Annotated in this window: 18 protein-coding genes and 1 riboswitch; of the genes, 6 read left to right on the forward strand and 12 right to left on the reverse strand. The window is 69.8% G+C overall.

Going from position 1 to position 20,854, the window contains the following annotated elements:
* The first annotated feature begins 114 nt into the window (after positions 1-114).
* The 3 genes from ACRSBM_RS31340 to ACRSBM_RS31350 all read left to right on the forward strand — a co-directional run bounded on the left by ACRSBM_RS31340 (position 115) and on the right by ACRSBM_RS31350 (position 3,683).
* Complete coding sequence (locus tag ACRSBM_RS31340; RefSeq protein WP_434448859.1) at positions 115-2,379, forward strand: glycoside hydrolase family 3 N-terminal domain-containing protein; 2,265 nt, start codon at positions 115-117, stop codon at positions 2,377-2,379.
* 125 nt (positions 2,380-2,504) lie between these two features.
* Positions 2,505-2,771: a 30S ribosomal protein S20 gene (gene rpsT, locus ACRSBM_RS31345; RefSeq protein WP_166047155.1), complete on the forward strand. Its 267-nt coding sequence runs from the start codon at positions 2,505-2,507 to the stop codon at positions 2,769-2,771.
* A 102-nt stretch (positions 2,772-2,873) separates the two neighbouring features.
* Complete coding sequence (locus ACRSBM_RS31350; protein WP_434448861.1) at positions 2,874-3,683, forward strand: hypothetical protein; 810 nt, start codon at positions 2,874-2,876, stop codon at positions 3,681-3,683.
* 34 nt (positions 3,684-3,717) lie between these two features.
* Here ACRSBM_RS31350 and holA read toward each other — a convergent pair whose 3' ends face one another.
* Positions 3,718-4,695 (reverse strand): DNA polymerase III subunit delta, encoded by a 978-nt coding sequence (gene holA, locus ACRSBM_RS31355; protein WP_434448863.1) that lies wholly within the window; start codon positions 4,693-4,695, stop codon positions 3,718-3,720.
* Between the two features lie 78 nt (positions 4,696-4,773).
* Positions 4,774-4,895, forward strand: a riboswitch (SAM riboswitch).
* 11 nt (positions 4,896-4,906) lie between these two features.
* On the opposite strand from holA, the gene thrC reads away from it, so the two are divergent.
* Positions 4,907-6,163, forward strand: a complete 1,257-nt coding sequence (gene thrC / locus ACRSBM_RS31360) for a threonine synthase (protein WP_434448865.1) — start codon at positions 4,907-4,909, stop codon at positions 6,161-6,163.
* On the opposite strand, the gene ACRSBM_RS31365 is transcribed toward thrC, so the two are convergent.
* The 10 genes from ACRSBM_RS31365 to ACRSBM_RS31410 all read right to left on the reverse strand — a co-directional run bounded on the left by ACRSBM_RS31365 (position 6,147) and on the right by ACRSBM_RS31410 (position 16,904).
* Complete coding sequence (locus ACRSBM_RS31365) at positions 6,147-8,933, reverse strand: DNA internalization-related competence protein ComEC/Rec2 (RefSeq protein WP_434448867.1); 2,787 nt, start codon at positions 8,931-8,933, stop codon at positions 6,147-6,149. The genes thrC and ACRSBM_RS31365 overlap by 17 nt on opposite strands.
* 876 nt (positions 8,934-9,809) lie before the next feature.
* A complete protein-coding gene (locus tag ACRSBM_RS31370; RefSeq protein WP_434448869.1) occupies positions 9,810-10,499 on the reverse strand; it encodes a helix-hairpin-helix domain-containing protein in 690 nt (229 codons plus the stop codon).
* Positions 10,500-10,622: 123 nt separating this feature from the next.
* Positions 10,623-11,480: a DegV family protein gene (locus ACRSBM_RS31375; protein ID WP_434448870.1), complete on the reverse strand. Its 858-nt coding sequence runs from the start codon at positions 11,478-11,480 to the stop codon at positions 10,623-10,625.
* A 20-nt stretch (positions 11,481-11,500) separates the two neighbouring features.
* On the reverse strand, positions 11,501-12,232 hold the full coding sequence (gene octT, locus ACRSBM_RS31380) for a diglucosylglycerate octanoyltransferase (RefSeq protein WP_434448872.1): 732 nt from the start codon (positions 12,230-12,232) through the stop codon (positions 11,501-11,503).
* Positions 12,229-12,834 carry a histidine phosphatase family protein gene (locus ACRSBM_RS31385; protein ID WP_434448874.1) on the reverse strand — a complete coding sequence of 202 codons (606 nt, stop codon included), beginning with the start codon at positions 12,832-12,834 and terminating at the stop codon, positions 12,229-12,231. The genes octT and ACRSBM_RS31385 overlap by 4 nt, the downstream gene beginning before the upstream one ends.
* A gap of 8 nt (positions 12,835-12,842) precedes the next feature.
* The gene (rsfS, locus tag ACRSBM_RS31390; protein WP_053735595.1) at positions 12,843-13,226 is read right to left on the reverse strand and encodes a ribosome silencing factor; all 384 of its coding nucleotides are present in this window, start codon (positions 13,224-13,226) and stop codon (positions 12,843-12,845) included.
* A gap of 141 nt (positions 13,227-13,367) precedes the next feature.
* Positions 13,368-13,571, reverse strand: a complete 204-nt coding sequence (gene cspE / locus ACRSBM_RS31395; protein ID WP_030468099.1) for a transcription antiterminator/RNA stability regulator CspE — start codon at positions 13,569-13,571, stop codon at positions 13,368-13,370.
* A gap of 85 nt (positions 13,572-13,656) precedes the next feature.
* Complete coding sequence (gene nadD / locus ACRSBM_RS31400) at positions 13,657-14,238, reverse strand: nicotinate-nucleotide adenylyltransferase (protein ID WP_434448879.1); 582 nt, start codon at positions 14,236-14,238, stop codon at positions 13,657-13,659.
* A gap of 181 nt (positions 14,239-14,419) precedes the next feature.
* A complete protein-coding gene (locus ACRSBM_RS31405; RefSeq protein ID WP_434448881.1) occupies positions 14,420-15,589 on the reverse strand; it encodes a cytochrome P450 in 1,170 nt (389 codons plus the stop codon).
* Between the two features lie 16 nt (positions 15,590-15,605).
* Positions 15,606-16,904, reverse strand: coding sequence for a glutamate-5-semialdehyde dehydrogenase (locus tag ACRSBM_RS31410; RefSeq protein ID WP_434453288.1), 1,299 nt, complete (start codon positions 16,902-16,904; stop codon positions 15,606-15,608).
* Between the two features lie 198 nt (positions 16,905-17,102).
* On the opposite strand from ACRSBM_RS31410, the gene ACRSBM_RS31415 reads away from it, so the two are divergent.
* Both ACRSBM_RS31415 and ACRSBM_RS31420 read left to right on the forward strand, forming a co-directional pair.
* Positions 17,103-19,187, forward strand: a complete 2,085-nt coding sequence (locus ACRSBM_RS31415; RefSeq protein WP_434448883.1) for a RecQ family ATP-dependent DNA helicase — start codon at positions 17,103-17,105, stop codon at positions 19,185-19,187.
* Between the two features lie 46 nt (positions 19,188-19,233).
* Positions 19,234-20,418 (forward strand): cytochrome P450, encoded by a 1,185-nt coding sequence (locus ACRSBM_RS31420; protein ID WP_434448885.1) that lies wholly within the window; start codon positions 19,234-19,236, stop codon positions 20,416-20,418.
* On the opposite strand, the gene ACRSBM_RS31425 is transcribed toward ACRSBM_RS31420, so the two are convergent.
* The gene (locus ACRSBM_RS31425) at positions 20,396-20,806 is read right to left on the reverse strand and encodes a DUF1772 domain-containing protein (RefSeq protein ID WP_434448887.1); all 411 of its coding nucleotides are present in this window, start codon (positions 20,804-20,806) and stop codon (positions 20,396-20,398) included. The genes ACRSBM_RS31420 and ACRSBM_RS31425 overlap by 23 nt on opposite strands.
* Between the last annotated feature and the right edge of the window lie 48 nt (positions 20,807-20,854).

The following is a 20,854-nucleotide window of genomic DNA, read 5'->3' on the forward strand; positions in this document are numbered from 1 at the left end:
CAGGCGTTTCACCTGCATGAAACCGCTTTCGCCGAGTTCCGCCGTTCGGGGGTGTTTCCGTCCACCTCCGCCACGCGATCGTGGGCGGCGGGCGCACGGGAACGTGGAGGAGTCTTGTCGTTCTTTTCCCGCAGGCGCGCCGGTTGCGGCGTGCTGGGCGTTGCTGTGGTGATCGCGTCGCTGACCCCGGCCGGAGGTCTGGCGGCGGGCAAAGAGATCTATTTGGACAGTCGGGCGTCGACGGAACGGCGGGTCGAGGACCTGCTGCGCAGGATGACGCTCGAGGAGAAGATCGGGCAGATGGCCCAGATCCGCGTCGGGAAGGTGCGCGGTGACTGCAACAACGTCAACGGGCCGTTGGTCGAGTCCTGCCTGAAGGCGGTGCTCTCGGACGCGCACGTGGGTTCGATCCTGTCCGGTGGCGGTGACGCGCCGGTCGAGAACACGCCCAGGGCGTGGGCCGAGATGAACAACGCGATCCAGCGCTATGCGTTGGAGAAGAACAGGTTGAAGATCCCGATCATCTACGGCGCGGACGGCGTGCACGGGCACAACAACGTCGTCTCCGCCACGATGTTCCCGCACCAGATCGGGCTCGGCGCGACGTGGAATCCCGGCCTGCAGGAGCAGATCGGGGTGTCCGCTTCGAAGGCGTTGCGCGCCACGGGTGTCTTCTGGAACTTCGCGCCGGTCTCGGACATCGCGCGCGACACGCGTTGGGGTCGTTACTACGAGACCTACAGCGAGGAGCCGTTCCTGGCCGGGCAACTGGCGGCCGCGAACGTGCGCGGGCAGCAGTCCAAGGTGGACGACACCGCGCAGCTGACCGCGACGGCGAAGCACTTCGCGGGTTACTCGGCGCCGGCGAACGGGCACGACCGCGCGGCCGCGCAGATCCCGGTCCGGCAGCTGCAGGACCTCGTGCTGCCGCCGTTCCAGGCGCAGTTCGACGCGGGCGTGAAGACCGTGATGATCAACTCCGGGTCGATCAACGGTGTGCCGGTGCACGCGTCGAAGTACATGCTGCAGACGCAGCTGCGTGACCGCATGGGGTTCCGGGGCGTCGCGGTCTCGGACTGGCAGGACATGAGGTACCTGGTGGACCGGCACAAGGTCGCGCCCGACTACAAGACCGCGATCGCGATGAGCGTCAACGCCGGCGTGGACATGGCGATGGAGCCGTCGAACGCGGCCGAGTTCACCTCGCTGCTGCTGGCGAACGTGAGGGACGGCTCGGTGTCGCGCGGGCGGATCGACCAGGCCGTGCGGCGGGTGCTGAAGCTCAAGTTCGACCTGGGGCTGTTCGAGAAGCCGTACGTGGACCCGGCGAAGGCCGACGGCAACGTGGTGAACGTGGACCGCTCGCTCGCGCGTCAGGCGGCCGCCGAGGGCACCGTGCTGCTGAAGAACGACGGCGTGCTGCCGTTGCCGACATCCGCCAGGAAGATCGTCGTGACCGGGGAGACGGCGGACGACGTGCGCCGTCAGCTCGGTGGCTGGACCGTCGAGTGGCAGGGCGTGCCGGACGACTCGCCGTTGCCGCCGACCGCGACCGTGCTGACCGGTGTCCGTGAGGCTGTCCCTGGTGCGTCCGTCGTGCACGCTGCGACTCCTGCTGCCGCGGTGGCTGCCGCTGCCGATGCGGACGCGGTCGTCGTCGTCCTGGGTGAGAAGCCCGGTGCGGAGGGTCCCGCCGACACGGAGAACCCGGTGCTGACGCCGGAGCAGCAGGCGTGGGTGGACGCGGTGCAGGCGACCGGCAAGCCGGTGGTCGTGGTGCTGCTGACCGCGCGCCCGCAGGTGCTCGGGGCGGCGGCGGACGCGAACGCGCTGGTCGCGGGCTGGTTGCCGGGCAGCGAGGGCGGCAGGGCGATCGCCGACGTGCTGTTCGGCGCGGTCAACCCGAGCGGCAGGCTGCCGGTGTCGTGGCCGAAGGCACTGGGCGACCCGACGCTGACCTACGACCAGCTGCCGGGCGCGAACACCTCGGCGGGCGCGAAGTACGACCCGCTCTACGCTTTCGGGCACGGGCTGTCGTACACGTCGTTCACGACCTCGGGGACCTCCGTGTCCGTTGATCGTCGTGATGGCGTGGTGAAGTTCACGGTGGCGAACACCGGCGGGCGTGCGGGGGCTGTCGTGGTGCCGGTCTACGTGCGGCAGCCGGCCTCCCCGGTGCTCACGCCGGACCTGCGGCTGGTGGGCTTCAGCCGCGTGGAACTCGCCGCGGGGCAGTCCAAGCAGGTCGAGGTGCCGTTCACGCTCTCGCAGCTCGCCCTGACCGTCGGCGACGTGGACGGTGACGGACGTCGTGAGGTCGCCCGCGGCGGCTACGAGGCCGTGGTGGGTGCGGAGAAGGCCACTTTCGCGGTGCGCTGAGCTGGCCTGATATCCTTCGTCGTCGTGAACGCGCGGCTCTCCGCCGTGGAGGAGACCCGGCCCTTGTGGCCGGTGCCGACGAAGCGCGTCACGAACTCCGGTTTCGACAAGAAGGGTGATGTCGCATGGCGAACATCAAGTCCCAGCTCAAGCGGATCAAGACCAACGAGAAGGCGCGCCTTCGCAACAAGTCGGTCAAGTCGTCCCTGAAGACGGCCATCCGCAAGTTCCGCGAGGCTGCCGAGGCCGGTGACAAGGCGAAGGCCCTGGAGCTGCTGCAGGACGCGTCCCGCAAGCTCGACAAGGCCGCCACCAAGGGCGTCATCCACGCCAACCAGGCCGCCAACAAGAAGTCGGCGATGGCCCTGCGCGCGAACGCCCTCGAGGGCTGATCTCGCTCGTAGAGCTCGCTTCGAGCTTCTGAAAGGGCTCCACTTCCTCCGGGAGGTGGAGCCCTTTCGCATTCGGTGCCGCGCACGGTAGGCGTAGACCCCATGGAATCGCTGCCGCGCATCGACTTCTTCGAGCTCCACGACCTCGAACGCACCCCGGCTGTGCTGCGGACCCTGCACACGGAGTCGATCGCGTTCATCTACGTGCTGACGGACGCCGCGCGGACGTACGCACGGCCGTTGGCACTGGCTCTGCGCTCGGGCGCGGACCACCGGATCGTCGATCTTTGTGCGGGCTCCGGCGGACCGGTGCCGCTCATTCAGCGCCGGCTGCACGCAGAGGGCGTCCACACCCAGGTCACGCTGACGGACCTGGTGCCGAACGTCCGCGCGTTCGAGCGCGTGGCCGCCGAGAACCGGCGCCGCCTGCCCGATTCGTGCTGCTCAGTGGACTACGTGACCACTCCGGTCGACGCCACGGACTGCCGGGTGGAGGGGACGCGCACGATCTACGGCGCCTTCCACCACTTCCCGCCCGCGCTCGCCACGCGCATGCTGCAGAACGCCGTCGACACCCGTCAGCCGATGGTCGTCGTCGACACCAAGCGGTCGTTCGTCTACCCGCTGCTCTTCCCGTTCCTGCTCACGCTGGCCGTGCTGGTGTCGGCGCCGTTCCAGCGCAATCCGCTGCCGCGCTACCTGCTGCGACTGGTGCTGACCTACGTCGTGCCGGTGCTGCCGTTCATGATGTTCTTCGACAGCGTCGTGTCGTTCCTGCGCATGTACGGACGCGCGGAACTACGTCGGATGGTCGACGGCCTGGACGGCACCGAGTCGTTCACGTGGACGATCGGCGTCGAACCCGGCTTCACCGGAGCCCAGTACCTGATCGGGATCCCGCGCGCCCAATGATCTGCGCGGTGACCTCGCCCGGTGATCTCTCTGGTCAGCGGCGGCCGTGCGAGGCGACGATCCGCAGCACGGCCCGCTCCAGCGCGTAGTCGGCGTCGGCCGCCACGCCCTTCACATCGGCGTTCAACCCCGCGACCACCTGCATAGCGTCGGCGAGACCCGACTGGTCCCAGCCGCGGGCCTGCGCCTGCGCCTTCTTGATCTTCCACGGCGGCATGCCGAGCGGCCCGGCCAGGCTGAACGGGTCGGCGCGCCCCACCGCGGACACGCGCGCGACCGTGCGCACCGCGTCGGCCAGCGCGTCCGCGACCAGCACGTGCGGCACGCCCAGCTGCATGGCCCAGCGCAACGCCTCCATGGCACCCGCGCGGTCACCCGTGACGGCCTTCTCCGCCACGGCGAACCCGGTCACCTCGGCCTTGCCCTGGTGGTAGCGGCGGATCTCCTCGACCGTCACCTTGCCGTCGGTGTCGGAGACGAGCTGCGACGCCGCCGCTGAAAGCTCACGCAGGTTCGTGCCGACCGCGTCGATCAGCGTGGCGACGGCCTCCGGGTCGATCTTGCCGCCCGCCTGCCGCACCTCGTTGCGCACGAACGCCTCGCGTTCGGCGGACTTGGTGACCTTGGCGCACTCGGTGACCACGGCACCGGCCTTCTTCAGCTGTCCCGGCAGGTCCTTGGCCGCCTTGCTGCGACCACCACCCGTGTGCACGACGACGAGCGTGACCCCGTCCGCGGGCGCCTTGACGTAGGAGAGCACCGTGTCGGCGACCTCCTTGCTGATGTCCTGCCCGTTCTGCAGGACGATCACGCGCCCCTCCGCGAACAGCGACGGGCTCACCATCTCGGCCAGCTCGGGAGGCGTGAGATCAGTCACCTGCACACGGGTCAGGTCGGCGTTCGGATCGACCTTGCGTGCCGCCTCGAGAGCCGCCCGAACAGCACGTTCGACCAGCAGCTCCTCCTCGCCGACGACGAGGTGCAGTGACTCCGGTGCGCTCACGCTCCGCATCCTCCCACGTCTCGGATCGTGGGCATCTGTGGCTGAGCAACGGAGTGATGCCGTAGCTTGGTGGCCACAACTGAACACCGCTCATCCAGAGGGGCAGAGGGACCGGCCCGTAGAAGCCCCGGCAACCGGCGTCAGCGCGCTATGCGCAGACGATCACGGTGCCAATTCCGACCCGTTCGATTTCGCGGGAAAGATGAGGAGATACCTCGCGATGACTGCTGTCTCTGTGCCCACGAGCACCAAGTTCGACCTCGGCCCCGCCCGCGCACTGCTGTGTCGGGAGTGCGGAAATGAGACTCCTCTCGCTCCTGAGTACGCCTGTCTGGAGTGTTTCGGGCCGCTGGAAGTGGCCTACGACTTCGGCAAGATCCGGCGCGAGGACATCGAAGCCGGCCCCAGGTCGATCTGGCGCTACCGCGGCCTCCTTCCCGTTCCGTCCACTGTGGAACAGCACCCGAACACCGATCCCGGCGGCACCCGCCTGGTCGAGGCGCACAACCTCGCCAAGGCCCTGGGCGTCCGCAAGATCTGGGTGAAGGACGACACCGGCAACCCCACCCACTCGTTCAAGGACCGCGTGGTCGGCGTCGCGCTGGCCGCAGCCCGTGAGCTGGGCTTCAAGGTGCTGGCCTGCCCGTCCACCGGCAACCTGGCGAACGCCGTCGCCGCGGCCGCCGCCCGTGCCGGCTGGAAGTCGGTCGTTCTCGTCCCCTCCAATCTCGAGCGCGCCAAGATCCTGATGAGCGCCGTCTACGAAGGCGCGCTGATCGCCGTCGACGGCAACTACGACGACGTGAACCGCCTCGCCCAGGAGCTCGCCGCGGAGAACGAAGACTGGGCGTTCGTGAACGTCAACGTCCGCCCGTACTACGCGGAAGGCTCGAAGACCCTCGGCTACGAGGTCGCCGAGCAGCTCGGCTGGCGCCTGCCCGACCAGATCGTCGTGCCGATCGCGTCCGGCTCGCAGCTCACCAAGGTCGACAAGGCCTTCCGCGAGCTCGGCCAGCTCGACCTGGTCGAAGCCACCCCGTACAAGGTGTTCGGCGCGCAGGCCACCGGCTGCTCCCCGATCTCCGCCGCCTTCAAGGCGGGCCACGACGTCATCCGCCCGGTCCGCCCGGACACGATCGCCCGCTCACTGGCGATCGGTGCCCCGGCCGACGGCCCGTACGTGCTCGACGCGGTGCGCCGCACCAACGGCGCCATCGAGGACGTGACCGACGAAGAGGTCGTCGAGGGCATCAAGCTGCTCGCCCGCACCGAGGGCATCTTCGCCGAGACCGCCGGCGGCGTGACCGTGGCGACGGCGAAGAAGCTGATCGAGTCGGGCCAGCTCGACCCGGACGCCGAGACCGTGCTGCTGATCACCGGCGACGGCCTCAAGACCCTCGACGCGCTCGGCGACACGATCGGCCCGCGCGCGACGGTCCCGCCGTCCGCGGAAGCCGTCATCAAGGCACTGGGTTAACCACCTCCTCCCGGACGGGATCTCCCTGGCTCACATGGAGATCCCGTCCGTCTTCAGCCAGGATGTCCGCGGGAAGCGCTGCAGGCCGTCCACCACGTGCGGCCCGACCCGTTCGACGTCCGCCCGCCACGCCACCACCCGCTGCGGCCACGGGGCTTCCGCTTTGAGCCCGTTGTAGTGGTAGCTGTGCCAGACGTGAGGCGCGATCCGCAGGCCGCCGTCGAACACGTGCTCCGCGACAAGGTCGTAGGCCTCCTCCGGTTTCGCGGTCTTGGTGGGCGGCAGCACGTGCGTGGCCGTCGCCCTGTAGGTGACGGCGCGTGTGCCGTCTTCGAGCGTTTCGCAGATGTAGTAACCGAAATCGGGTTTGAGTTCGTCGTGCGGCCACGGCGTCGCCGAGTAGTTCATCTGCCACAGCGCCCACGCGAGTCCTGGCGTGCCACCGGGAATCGGGTAGCGCGCGTTGAACAACCTGATCCAGACCATCTCTTCTCCTTCGTACGACTCGGTTCCCCGGCAACACAGCCAGGTCTCCGTCCTTGTCCGTGCGCAACACCAACGCACCGCCCGCCCGCAACACGTCGATCACGTGCGGACTCGGGTGCCCGTACCTGTTGCCCGTGCCGACACTCACCAGCGCCACCCGTGGCCGCACGGCCTTGAGGAACGCGGGCAGCGAGTACCGCGACCCGTGGTGCGGCACCTTGAGCACCTCGGCGGCGAGGTCCCGCTCCCCCAGCAACGCCGCCTGGCCGGCCAGTTCGACGTCACCGGTGAGCAACACCCGGCCTGCCCTCGTGTGTGCCTTGAGCACGAGCGAGTAGTCGTTCACCGTCGTGTTCCCGTCCTCGGCGACCGGCGGCCGCCGCGGTCCCATCACCTCCATCTCCAGTCCGGGCAGGGCGAACCGCTCGCCCGCCTTCGGTTCCACGACCCGCACGTTGCGGGCACGGGCTTGCCTGCTGACCTCCCTCCACGCCCACGCGGGCTCTTTGAGCGGCCCGACCGCGATCGCACCCACCGCACGCCCGGTGAGCACGGCCTCCAGGCCGCCGACGTGGTCCGCGTGCAGATGCGTCAGCACCACCAGCGGAATCCTCTTGACCCCCAACGTCTTCAGGCACCGATCCACCGCGCCGGGGTCAGGCCCGGTGTCGACGAGCACCGCGGTCTCGGCGTCGTCCGTGGCGAGGACCAGCGCATCGCCCTGCCCCACGTCACAGCTGTGGACCTTCCACCCGTCCGGCGGCCAGACCGGCGCCACGACCCTGAGCGGCACCAGCACCACGAACCCGCCGACGAGCACCGCGACGACCAACGTCCGCGTCTTCTTGAGCCACAGCAACAACACCACCACGGCGGTGACGACGGTCAGAGCGATCGCCCCGACCCAGCCGTCAGGCCAGCCGACCGCCGCACCGGGCACGGCGGCCGCCTGCCGTCCGACCTGGACCAGCCACGTCACCGCGGGACCGGCCACGCGGGTCACCACCTCGGCCGCCGTGGACGAGAGCGGCGCCACGACCGCCGCGACGACACCCAGCACCGTCGCCGGCGCGACCACCGGCCCGGCGACCAGGTTGGCCACCACCGAAACCAGGCTCACCTGCCCGGACAACCCCGCCACCAGCGGAGCCGTGGCCAGACTCGCCGCCATCGGCACGACAATCGCTTCGGCCAACCCGTTCGGCACGCCACGGCGTTTGAGCGCCCGCGCCCACCTCGGCGCAACGAGCACCAACGCCGCCGTCGCCACCACGGACAACGCGAACCCGGGATCACCGCCCAGCGCCGGATCGTGCATCACCAGGACGAGCACCGCGGCCGCGAGACTCGGCACCGCGGACCGTTCCCGTCCCAGCACCAACGCCAGCAACACGACAGCTCCCATGACCGCGGCCCTGAGCACGCTGGGCTCAGGCCCGGCGAGCACCACGAACCCCAGGAGCGCCACCATCGCCGCCACTGCGGCTTTGCGTGGCCCGAACCGCCTTGTCAGCAGGTAGACCGCACCGCACACGATGGCGAGGTTCGCGCCACTCACGGCGAGCAGATGGGCAAGGCCCGCAGTCCGGAACTCCTCGACGACGCGCGGCACCATCTGCTCGGTGTCGCCGACCACGAGCGCCGGCAGCAACCCGGCCTCCTCGTCGCCGAGGACCGCACTCGCTCGTCGCAGACCATCACGGTGCTCGTCGGCCCAGGTCTGCCAGGCCGGTGGCGACCGCGGGTCGATCGGCGGCCCTCTGACTCTCAGCAACGCCGACGCCAGGTCGCCACCTCTCGGCGGGGCGAGCGTGCCTTTGACCGTGACCTCCTGACCTGGCAACAGATCCCGCCACTTGTCCGCCGGTGCCAGCAGCACGAGCTGGGCGCCGCTTGCCGTTGCCCTGATCACCACGTTGTCGACGCCTGCCTGGTGACCGCCGAAGCCCGCGGCCCTGATGCCCTTCGGCCTGGTGGTGAGCTCGACGACCAGGGTGGTGCCGCGCCCTTCGTTGGCGGCCAGGCGAAGCGGGTGGGTCTCGGCTCGCAGGACGTGGCCGCCGACCCAGGCCGCGGCCACCGGTCCGGAGATCAACAGGGCGATCGCGCAGGTGCGGGTCCACCACGCTCTCCGCCACGCGGCCAAGCCGATGGCGCCGGCGGCCAGGCCGGTGATGACTGCCGCCTGCCAGCTCAGGAAGAGGCCGGCGATGGCGGTCGTCCACACCGCGGCTGCGGCTGGGACGAGGCGGTAGTCGTTCGTTATCTGGTGTTTGCGGACCACCGGTGCCTCCGTTGGTCGGTCGGAGGTTTGGGGTCACGGGTGGGGCTTCCTTGGCGGGGGCGGGGAAGTCTGGGGCGTGGGGCTGGGCCGCGGTGGGGAAGCGCTTGCGGCTGGATGAGCGGGCGGCTGCCGGTCGGGTGGTGCCAGGCGGTCTCGATGCGGGACTGGCGGGTGATGCGGACGGACGGCATGGCTTTCTCCGGTTGGTGGGTAGGGAGGGATGCCCGGCGGGGCCGGGCTTGCCGGGCGTGAGTGGGGGTGGCGGATCGGGCGACGAATCACGGCTCGGACCGCGTGGCGAGCGACGCCGACCGGACCACGTGACTCGGACTGGCCGGAGCTGGCGGCTGGGTTCTGCGCTGAGCGGCAGCAGGTTCGCTCTGGACGGTCACCGCACAGGTGATGGGTGAGGTGAGCCGGGAGGACTGTTCGCCGGTGGAGCGGCAGGAAATCAGGGGCGGACCGTTGCCGCGCAGAGGCGGCAGGGCGGCTTCGCCGGAGCGGGAGGGGTGGGTGGGGCTGGGTTCGGTGGCGGGAGTGGGGGCGGCGGGACTGGGTTGGCCGGCGACAGTGAAGGCGGCGGGGCTGGGTTCCGTGGCAGCAGTGGGGCTGGGTCCAGTGGGAGGGAGGCCGGGTTCGGCGGAAGCGGGGCCAGCCGAAGCGGGTGCGGTGGGAAGGCCGCCAGCAGGTGGCGGATTACTGCGGCTAGCGGGCGGCCGGCGCGGCGGGCCGTTGTGGGGTGGTGGAGGGGGAAGGCGATGGTCAGTGGGCGTGACGGGCGGGTGTGGTCGAGGGGTGTGAGGGGTGCGGGGCGGGTCAGGAGGTGGAACTGCGCCCTGACGTGGTGGTAGAGGGCCAGGACCGTGGCGGTGAGGGTCATGTGTGGACCAGGTCGGCGAGTTTGGCGAGCTTCGAGTCGCCGATGCCTTCGACCTCGCGGAGTTGGTCGACCGAGGCGAAGGGGCCTTTGCGGTTGCGGTGGTCGACTATGCGCTGGGCCGTCACCGGGCCCACGCCGGGCAGGGCGTCCAGTTCGGTGGCGGTGGCGGCGTTCAGGTTCAGCTTGGACGGGACGGCGCCTGCCGGGGCGACCGCTGGGGGTGGGATGCCCACCGCTATCTGTTCGCCGTCGGTGAGTTTGCGGGCCAGGTTCAGGTTGTGCAGGTCGGTGCCGGGCTTCGTGCCGCCGGCCAGGCGGATGGCGTCGGCCACGCGGGCGCCCGACGGTGCCGTCACCAGGCCTGGGGACGCGACCTCGCCGATCACGTTCACGACCAGTTCGGGGGCGGGGGCCGAGGTGCTCACCAGCGCGAGGTCCGGGGCGGGTTCGGCGTCGGGGCTCCGCCACCAGCTGCCCAGGCCGATCACGGCGCACGCCACGGCCACGCCCAGGGCCAGCAGGCCTCGGCGAGGGAGGCGGGGCAGGTGGAAGCGGCGACGGGGCGGGCCGTGTTCGTCCGAGTCCTCTGATCGTGCGTACACCAGGGTCGGGTCGGCTCTCACCTTGTCCGCCAGGGCGGCCAGGCGTTCGTTCGGGAGGGTGTCCGGGTGGGAGCGGGGGAACATGCGAGTGACGTTACGGAGCGGGGTGGGTGGGGAGGTGGGGTGAACTCCGTGGCTGTGGATTACTCGCGGGTTGTGGACAGGTCGCGATCACTCGCGCCTCGGGAACGGGGAATTGTCGGGGGTCTATGGGAGACTGTCGGGTCCTCCCGGCAGCGCCACGACACCCAGCACCCCTGGGCCCGTGTGCGCGCCGATCACCGCGCCCACCTCCGAGATCACGCATCCCGTCGAGCCGGGCAGCCGTTCGTCCAGGCGGGTCGCCAGTTCGGCGGCGCGTTCGGGAGCGGCGAGGTGGTGCACGGCCAGACCGACGGGGCCGTCCCCCGCCGCGGCGGCCGCCAGGTCGACCAGGCGGCCAACGGCACGGCCCATCGTGCGCACCTTCTCCAGTGGCACGATCCGGCCGTCGTCCATGTGCAGCAACGGTTTCACGGCCAGCGCGGTCCCCACCAGCGCCGCCGCCGTGCCGATCCGCCCGCCCCGGCGCAGGTGCTCCAGCGTCTCGAGGCAGAAGAACATCCGCGTCTGCTGAGCGGCGGAGGTGGCCGCTTCCTCCACCTCGGTGTGCGAGCACCCGGCCGCAACGGCCGCGCACGCGCGCAACACCGAGAAACCGAGCCCCATGCCCGTCGAGCGCGAGTCGACCACGCGAACGCGCGAAGAACCGACCTCTTCGGCGGCAAGCCGTGCGGCCTCCCACGTCCCGGAGAGCTCACGAGAGAGATGCACGGACACGACCGCATCCGACGACGACAGCACATCCCGGTACACGGCGGCCATCTCGCCAGGCGTCGGACGCGACGTGGTCACCCGGCGGTGCTCGGCGAGGGCACCGGCCAGTTCGGACGGACCGAAGTCGACACCGTCGAGGCGGCCGGCACCGTCCACCGCCACGTGCAACGGCACCACGGTGATCGAATGGCGCTTCGCGAACCCCTCGGGCAGATATGCCGTGGAGTCGGTGACGATGGAGATGCGCACGAGCGACGAGCCTACGGGGCTCACTCCTCCGAGGGACTCAACGCCACGGACGAGATGACGCCGGGCGAAGAGATCAACTCCGCCATCGCCTTGCCCACGAGCTCATGGCCCTCCCAGCCCCAATGCATCCCGTCCGGATTACCGGCACCGGACCGCACGTGCTCCCCGATCACGGCAGGCAGGTCCAGCAGCGGCACTCCCGCACCCGCGGCCCAGCCACGCACAGCCGCGACCGCAGCCGCGTGGCCCTGATGCGCATAGGCGTAGGTTTCCGCCCGGTGCACCGACGGCACGATCCCGACCGCCGGCATCGTGTACTGGAGATTGCGGACCGACTGCAGCATGTCCCGCAGGTACCGCGCGGTCAGCGCGGGAGGCAGAGACGCGCGCGTGTAAGGCGCCAACCGCGGTTGAAGCTCCTGATAGCGCGCACGCACCCACCGCCGCAGCCAGTCCGGCCGCACATAACGCAGCCCCTCACGCAGGTACGTGGGCAACGGCGAGGGCAACGTGTCCATGCTGCCCACCGCGAACACCAGCACGTCCGTGCGGGGCAGCAACGACCAGATCCGCGGGTCCCCGGTCAACGCCCACCAGGCGTCCCTGGCCGTCCACCCGAACCCGGCCGCCAGCTCCGCCGAACCACCCAGCTCGGCGGCACAGATGTTGTGCCACAGCCGCGGGTGATCAGCGGGCAACGGCCCCGACGGCCCGAAGAACGACAGCGAGTCGCCGAGGACCAGCAGTCTCAACGCGTGGTGCCCGCGTTGTACGACGACAGCCGCCACCGGTCGTTGCGCCGGGTGAACACGGTCCAGTGGCAGTTCGAGATGCCGCCGAGCTGCGACCAGTTCTCCACCGGCAGGTCGAGCAACCGCCCGGTCAACGCGCTGATCAGGCCACCGTGCGCACACAGCAGCACGGTCTCGGAGAACTCCGCGTCGACGTCCCGCACGACCTGGATCGCCCGCTCCGCCACCTCGACGCGCGACTCACCGTCCGGCGGCGTGTAGGTCGGGTCGGTGCGCCACACCGTGACGGCGCCCGGCCACTCCCGCTCCACCTCGGCGGTGGTCAGGCCCTGCCACTTGCCCAGGTGGGTCTCGCGCAGCCGCTCGTCGATCCGCAACGGCACGTCCGCGGACGTGGTGAACACCCGCGCGGTGTCACGCGCGCGTTGCAGGTCGGAGGCGACGACGATCTCCGGTTCGAACCCGGCGAGCACCGGCACGGCGAACCTGGCCTGGTTCAAGCCGGTCTCGGTGAGCGCCGAGTCCAGATGACCCTGCAGACGACCTGTCGCGTTGTAGTCGGTCTCACCGTGCCGCCACAGCACGAGCCGGCTCAGGGCCATCAGCTACCTCATTCAGCCGTGGACTCGGCGGGGACGTCCGCTTCGAACTCGATGCGCGGGCAGTCCTTCCACAGCCGCTCCAGGCCGTAGAAGCTGCGCTCCTCGACGTGCTGCACGTGCACCACGACGTCGACGAAGTCCAGCAGCACCCACCGGCCCTCACGGGCCCCTTCGCGGCGCACCGGCTTCGTGCCGGCCTCCCGCAGCTTCTCCTCGATGTTGTCGACGATCGCGCCGACCTGCCGCTCGTTGGGAGCGGACGCGATCACGAACACGTCCGTGATCACGAGCTGGTCGGAGACGTCGAGCACCGTCACGTCGTGCGCCTTCTTGTCGGCCGCTGCGTTCGCCGCGACCAGCGCCAGCCGTCGTGCCTCGTCGGTGGCTGCCACGTCACTCCTCTGACTTCCGGCGGGCGTCGATACGCCCACACGAGTTACTGAGGGTACCGGCGCACGCCAACGGGTACTTCGCGCCCACGCATGACGAAGGCCACCTCAGCGCCCTGAGGTGGCCTTCACCGGTGCCGAAGCTTAGAGCGGGCGGACCTGCTGGGCCTGCGGCCCCTTCTGGCCCTGACCGACCTCGAACTCGACCTTCTGGTTCTCTTCGAGCGAACGGAACCCCTTGGACTGGATCTCCGAGTAGTGCACGAAGACGTCAGCCGAGCCGTCGTCGGGGGCGATGAAGCCGAAACCCTTCTCGGCGTTGAACCACTTCACGGTGCCTGTAGCCAAAGTCTTGCCTTCCACGAACCAGCAACAACCCGCTGATTGTTGCTCCCCGCGCGCTCGGATGCACGCAAAATCCACTCGAACGTGGTCACGACTCGGAGTACAGGCCCGTTTTCGCGATGTACTGGACCACCCCGTCCGGAACCAGGTACCACACAGGCTGACCCGACGCGGTCCTGGCACGACACCCCGTGGACGAGATCGCCATGGCCGGGACCTCGACGAGCGAGACGGACCCCGGCGGCAGGTGGTGGTCGTTCAGCACGTAGCCCGGACGGGTGACACCGATGAAGTGGGCGAGGTCGAACGCGTCCGCCGCGCGCTTCCACGACAGGATCTGCTCCAGCGCGTCGGCGCCGGTGATGAAGAACAGGTCGGCGTCCGGGTGCTGCTTCGAGAGGTCGGTGAGCGTGTCCACCGTGTACGTGGGGCCCTCGCGGTCGATGTCGACCCTGCTGACCGAGAACCGGGGGTTGGACGCGGTGGCGATGACCGTCATCAGATAGCGGTCCTCGGCGGGGGAGACCTCCCGCGACGCCTTCTGCCAGGGCTGACCCGTCGGCACGAAGATCACGCGGTCCAGGTCGAACCTGGACTGCACCTCGCTGGCGGCCACGAGGTGGCCGTGGTGGATGGGGTCGAACGTGCCACCCATGACGCCGATGCGCATCGAAACAGCGTAGACCGGCGCCGGGCCGCTCCCATGGCCCAGCGCCGGTCGTGCTGATCACACCGCACGGCCCAGGGGGAGGACGGGCCGTTCGGGTCGCGGCCCACCCCGAAGCAGAGCCGCGCGCACTGGAGGAACGCGGGGACCGCTCCCCCATGACGCGACTGGCCCAAGATTTTTCTCACCAGGCGACGACGAGCCTCAACGGGCCCCTGACCAGCGAACCCTTGCGGAACTCGACGGGTTCCGCGAGCCGCAGACCGGGCATCCGGCGCAGCAGGGTGCCCAGGGCGACGTGCAGTTCCATCCGCGCGAGCTGCGAGCCGAGGCAGAAGTGGATGCCGTGCCCGAACTGCAGGTGCTGGCCGACCTCGCGCTCCAGGTCCAGCTCCGCGCCGCCGGGGTACACCGACTCGTCGTGGTTCGCCGACGACACCACCACCAGTACGGCGTCGCCCTCCTTGACCAGCGCGTTGCCGACCTGGACGTCCTCGGTCGCGATGCGCGTGAAGCCGGCACCACTACCCAATGGGATGAACCTCAGCAGCTCCTCGATCGCGTTCGGCAGCGTCTCCGGGTTCTCCCGCAGGCGTTCCACGGCGTCCGGGTGCTCGAACAACGTGACGACGCTGTTCGCGAGCATGTTCGCCGTCGTCTCGTGTCCTGCGACCAGCAACGTGATGCCGAACCGGACGAGCTCGTCTTCGGTCAGCCGGTCGTCGTTGTCCCGTGCGACGACCAGTGCGCCCATCAGATCGTCCGTGGGATGTGCACGGCGCTTCGCCACAAGTTCGGTGAAGTAGGCGTGCAGCTTCATCATGCCGTGCATCGCCTCTTCAGGCGTGTAACCGCCGACCGTGGACAGCACCTGGTTCGACCACATGCGGAACTCGTCGCGGTCCTCGAACGGCACCCCGAGCAGCTCGCAGATGATCGTGATCGGGAACGGCATGGTGAAGCCCTCGACCAGGTCACCGGGGTTGTCCAGGCGGTCGAGCAGCTCGTCGGTGATCTGCTGCGCGCGCGGCCGCAGCTCCTCGATCCGGCGCACCGTGAACGCCTTGGAGACCAGCCGGCGCATGCGTGCGTGGTCCGCGCCGTCGTGCGTGAGGATCGACCCGCCCGGTGCGATGAGGGGCTGCATCCTCGGCACGTCCCGGCCGACCGTCCGCGCACGGCTGAACCTTGGGTCACCCAGGACGAACTTCGTCTCTTCGTAGGACGTGACAAGCCAACCCTCGCCGCCGTACGGATACGTCACGCGCGTGACGGGCTCTTCACGCCGTAGACGTTCGTAGGTCGGATCGAGGGTCAGGCCGTCGGTTTCGGAGAACGGGTAGGTGGGAGCCATGTCTCCGAACGTAGAGCTACGCCTTCGGGCGTGTGTGTCCTTCGCCCCACACGACCCATTTAGACGACGTCAGCTCGGACAGTCCCATCGGACCGCGGGCGTGCAGCTTCTGCGTGGAGATGCCGATCTCCGCACCCATGCCGAACTCGGCGCCGTCGGTGAAGGCCGTGGAGGCGTTGACGAACACCGCCGCCGCGTCCACGCGGGTCGTGAACTTGCGTGCTGCCGCGACGTCGTTCGTGACGATGGCCTCGCTGTGGCCGGAGCCGTAGGTCGCGATGTGCTGCACCGCCTCGTCCAGCGAGTCGACGACCTTGGCCGCGATGTCGAGGCTCAGGTACTCGGTGCCCCAGTCGTCGTCGGTCGCCGTGACGACGTCCGGCTGCTGGGCGAACTGCTCGTCGCCGTGGATCGTGACGCTCTCCTGCTGCAACGCCTTGGTGATGCGCGGGACGAAATCCGCCGCGACGTCCTTGTGCACCAGGAGTGACTCCGCCGCGTTGCACACGCTCGTGCGTCGTGTCTTGGCGTTGAGGACGATCGCCTCGGCCATGTCGAGGTCGGCGTGGGCGTCCACGTAGACGTGGCAGTTGCCGACGCCGGTCTCGATCGTGGGAACCGTGGCCTGCTCGACGACGGCGTTGATCAGGCCGGCGCCACCGCGCGGGATCACCAGGTCCACCAGGCCGCGCGCGGTGATGAGGTGCGTGACGGACGCGCGGTCGTGGCACGGCAGGAGCTGCACGCAGTCGGCCGGCAAGTTCACGCTTTCGAGTGCGTCGCGCAGGACGGCGACGAGCGTGGTGTTGGAGTGCTCGGCGGTCGAGGAGCCCCGCAGCAGCGCGGCGTTGCCCGACTTCAGCGCGAGCCCGGCGGCGTCGACCGTGACGTTCGGGCGGGCCTCGTAGACCATGCCGACGACGCCCATCGGGACGCGGACCTGCTTGAGCTCGAGGCCGTTCGGGAGGATGCCGCCGTTGAGCACCTGACCGACCGGGTCGTTCTGCCCGGCAACGGTTTCGAGGCCCTTGGCCACGCCTTCGATGCGGGTCTCGTCGAGCGCGAGGCGGTCGAGGATGCCCTCCGGGAGACCCGCTGCCCTGCCTGCTTCGAGGTCCTTCGCGTTGGCCTCGATGATCTCCGGCGCGCGCCGGCGGAGCGCGGCGGCCATCTCGAGAAGCGCGGCGTCCTTGCGCTCACGGGTGGCGAGGACGAGTTCGTCGGCGGCGACGCGGGCGCGGCGGGCTGCTGCGTGCACCTGGTCGCGCAGGTCATCAGTCACGCTGCACAGCTTACGACCAGCGACAATCACAATTGTCAGACCCGCCTGGCAAGCTTGCTTCCACGACCACGACCGATCGTGCGAGTTCGCGTCGGTCGTCCGGCCACCGGTTCAGGTCAACCGCCGAAGGCGATTCGGCCCGAACCGGTGGCTGGACGACCGACTTCCCGGCGAACTCGCCGCCGCTGCGGAGCAGCGGCCGACAAACACAGGCTGGCAAGCTTGCTCCCCATGGACGACATCGCACTGCGAGAACTGGCGGAGGAACGGCTCCGGGCACTGGCGGGCCCGCAGGCCGTGCTGCGCGAGGACCAGTGGACCGCGATCCACACGCTCGTGGCCCAGCGCCGCAGAGCTCTCGTCGTCCAGCGCACGGGCTGGGGCAAGTCGGCCGTGTACTTCATCGCGACGGCGTTGCTGCGTCAGCTCGGTGAGGGCCCCACGGTCATCGTGTCGCCATTGCTCGCGCTGATGCGCAACCAGATCGACGCCGCGGCGCGGGCGGGTGTACACGCGGTGACGATCAACTCGGCGAACCCCGGCGAGTGGGACGCCGTGCAGCAGCAGGTCGCAGCCGGCGAGGTCGACGTGCTCCTGGTGAGTCCGGAACGGCTGAACAACCCTGATTTCCGCGACTCGGTGCTCCCGTCGCTGACGGCGTCGGCGGGCATGCTCGTCGTCGACGAGGCGCACTGCATCTCGGACTGGGGACACGACTTCCGGCCGGACTACCGCAGGCTGCGGACGTTGCTGACGGAGCTGCCACCGGGCGTGCCGGTGCTGGCGACGACGGCCACGGCCAATAACAGGGTGGTCCACGACGTCACCGAGCAGCTCGGGCTCGGCGCCGACGAGGGCACCCTGGTGCTGCGCGGCCCGCTGGACCGCGACAGCCTGCGCCTGTCGGTCGCCCTGCTGCCCACGGCCGAGTCCCGCCTCGGGTGGCTCGCGGAACAGCTCGACCGCATGCCCGGCTCCGGGATCATCTACACCCTCACGGTCGCGGCGGCGGACGACATCGCGGCGTTCCTCGCCTCGCGTGGCTTCGCGGTGGCGGCCTACTCAGGCAAGACCGAGCCCGCCGAACGCGAACGCGCCGAGGAGGACCTCCTCGGCAACAGGGTCAAGGCACTCGTCGCCACCTCCGCCCTCGGCATGGGGTTCGACAAGCCGGATCTGGGCTTCGTGGTGCACGTGGGCGCCCCGTCGTCCCCGATCGCGTACTACCAGCAGATCGGCCGGGCAGGCCGTGGTGTCGAACGGGCCGAGGTGGTCCTGCTGCCAGGCCACGAGGATCGCGACATCTGGGCGTACTTCACGTCGCTGGCGTTCCCGCCCGAGGTGGTGGTGCGCCAGGTGCTGTCCGCGCTCGACGGTGCGGGCAGGCCGCTCTCGACGGCGGCGCTGGAGCCGATGGTCGAGCTGTCGCGCGGCAGGCTGGAGGTGGTGCTGAAGGTGCTGGACGTCGACGGCGCGGTCCGGCGCGTGAAGGGCGGCTGGGAGTCGACGGGCCGGCCGTGGGAGTACGACGGCGAGCGGTACGCGCGCATCGCGGAAGCGCGCAAGGCCGAACAGCAGGTGATGGTCGACTATCTCCGCACCGGTTCGTGCCGGATGAAGTTTCTGCAGGACCAGCTCGACGACCCGACTTCGCACGAGTGCGGCCGCTGCGACAACTGCACGGGCGAACGCCTGTCGGTCGAGGTGTCCGAGGTGGCGGCGGAAGCGGCCCGCGAACGGCTGCTGCGCCCCGGCCTGGACGTGGCGCCGCGCAAGATGTGGCCGACGGGCATGGGCGCGATCGGCGTCCCGCTGTCCGGCAAGATCCCCGCGGCCGAGGTGGCGGCGACGGGCAGGGCGCTCGGCAGGCTGACCGACATCGGGTGGGGCAACCGCCTGCGCGACCTGCTCGCCGACGGGAGCGACCGCGAGATCCCGGACGACGTCTTCGCGGCCTGCGTGAAGGTGCTCTCGGCCTGGGGCTGGGACGAACGCCCTGTCGGCGTGGTGACGGTCGGGTCGCGCAGGCGCCCGCAGCTGGTCGGCAGCTTCGGCCAGAAGATCGCATCCATCGGCCGGCTGCCGCTCCTGGGCACGGTCTGGCTCGGGGAGTCGACGCACCGGGCCAACAGCGCGCAGCGGCTGGCCGGGCTGGTGCGGTCGGGCGAGACTCCGGACCTGTCCGGTGTGGACGGTCCGGTTCTGCTGGTGGACGACCACATCGACACCGGGTGGACGATGACGGTGGCAGCTCGGATGCTCAGGAAGGAGGGGGTGTCCGCGGTACTGCCGTTCGCGCTGGCGGTGACGAACTGACGTAAGCCGGGGCGCTTCTCCGGCGCGGTGTGGCACTGTCGTCGCCATGACTCCGGACGTCGTGCGGTTCCGGCAGGCCGACCTGCTGTCCGGCCTGTACCGGCGGTTCGGGCCGGTGGTGCGGGTGGGTCCGTACACGTACCTGCTCGGGCCCGAGGCCAACCAGTTCCTGTTCGCCCACTCCGAGCTGTTCGAGGTGGAGCGCGCGTTCCAGTCGTTGGTGCCGGTGGACGGGCCTACGTCGTTGATCGTCAGCGACGGCGAGGACCACAAGCGCCGGCGGCGGTTCGTGCAGCCCGCGTTGGCGCACCGACAGATCGCGGGTTACGTGCCGGTGATGTGGGCCAACGCGGAGGCGGCGCTGGACGCGTGGCGGCCGGGCGAGGTCGTCGACGCCTACCAGGAGTTCCGGAGGGCGATCCGGCGCAGCACCATCCACGCGTTGTTCGGGGAGGAGCTGGCTCGGGACTCGGACTTCTTCGGCGCTCACCTGCAGGTGCTGATCAACCTGATCGACCGCAACCCGGCGGTCGTCAAGGTGCTCAGGACGCTGAAGGCGCCTGCCTGGCGCGACGCGATGAGGGCGCGCAGGGCCGTGGACGCGCGGGTGTACCAGGCGATTGAGGAGACGCGTCAAGGCAAGACGGCCGGTGACGTGCTCACCTCTCTCGTGCAGGGCGACGGGCTGAGCGACCTGGAGGTGCGCGACCAGATCGTCACGCTGATCGCGGCCGGGTACGAGACGACCAGCGGCGCCATGGCGTGGGCGGTGTTCAACCTGTTGCGGCACAACGGCGTGTGGGAGCGCGCCAGCGAGGACGACGAGTACCTGGGCAACGTCGTCAACGAGACGCTCAGGTTGTATCCCCCGGCGGTGGTCTCGGCACGGGTGGCGGCGCAGTCGTTCGAGTTCGCCGGGAAGAAAATCAAGCAGGGCACGTTCCTGCTGTACAGCCCGTACGTCACGCATCGGCTGGCCGAGGTGTGGCCGGACCCGCTGCGGTTCGACCCCGACCGGTGGGAGCGCAAGCCGGCACCGCACGAGTTCCTGCCGTTCGGCGGTGGTCCGCACCGCTGCATCGGCGCGGGGCTCGCGACGACGGAGCTGTCGGTGATGCTGAAAGCGTTGCTGCAGCGGCCGAAGCCGGAACTGCTCCCCCAGCGCATCACGCCGACCGGTCTCGCCGCGATGCGTCCCAAGCACGGCCTCAGAATCCGAGCAGCAGGATGACCGCCGAGGCGAGGCACGCGACGGCGCGCACGTGGTTCCAGATCGTCCACTTGCTCAGGTACTCGGGCCAGTAGGCGTCGTCCGTCTGCTCGAGACGGTTGTTCATCGGCACGTTGACGACCATCGTCAGCACGAAGCAGCCGACGATGTAGAGCAGGCCGCCGACGACCCGGCCCTGGAAGACCTCGACGGCGCTCAGGACCACGGTGCCGACGAACAGCAGCAGGAACACCGGGTTCTGGATGCGCACGTTGATCCGGCGCATGGCACCGCGGGCGTGCTCGGGCGGCAGGTCCGCGAGGCCCGGCATGACGGCGACGGAGAAGGCGAAGAACAGGCCGGCCAGCAGACCGGTGGCAGCGACCGTGATCAGCGTGATTGTCCCCATGCCGGTAACTCTGGCCGGAATCAGGCGGACTCTCAATGCCAATTCATC

The sequence above is a fragment of the Lentzea xerophila genome (assembly GCF_051094245.1).
Classification (GTDB): Bacteria; Actinomycetota; Actinomycetes; order Mycobacteriales; family Pseudonocardiaceae; genus Lentzea; species Lentzea xerophila.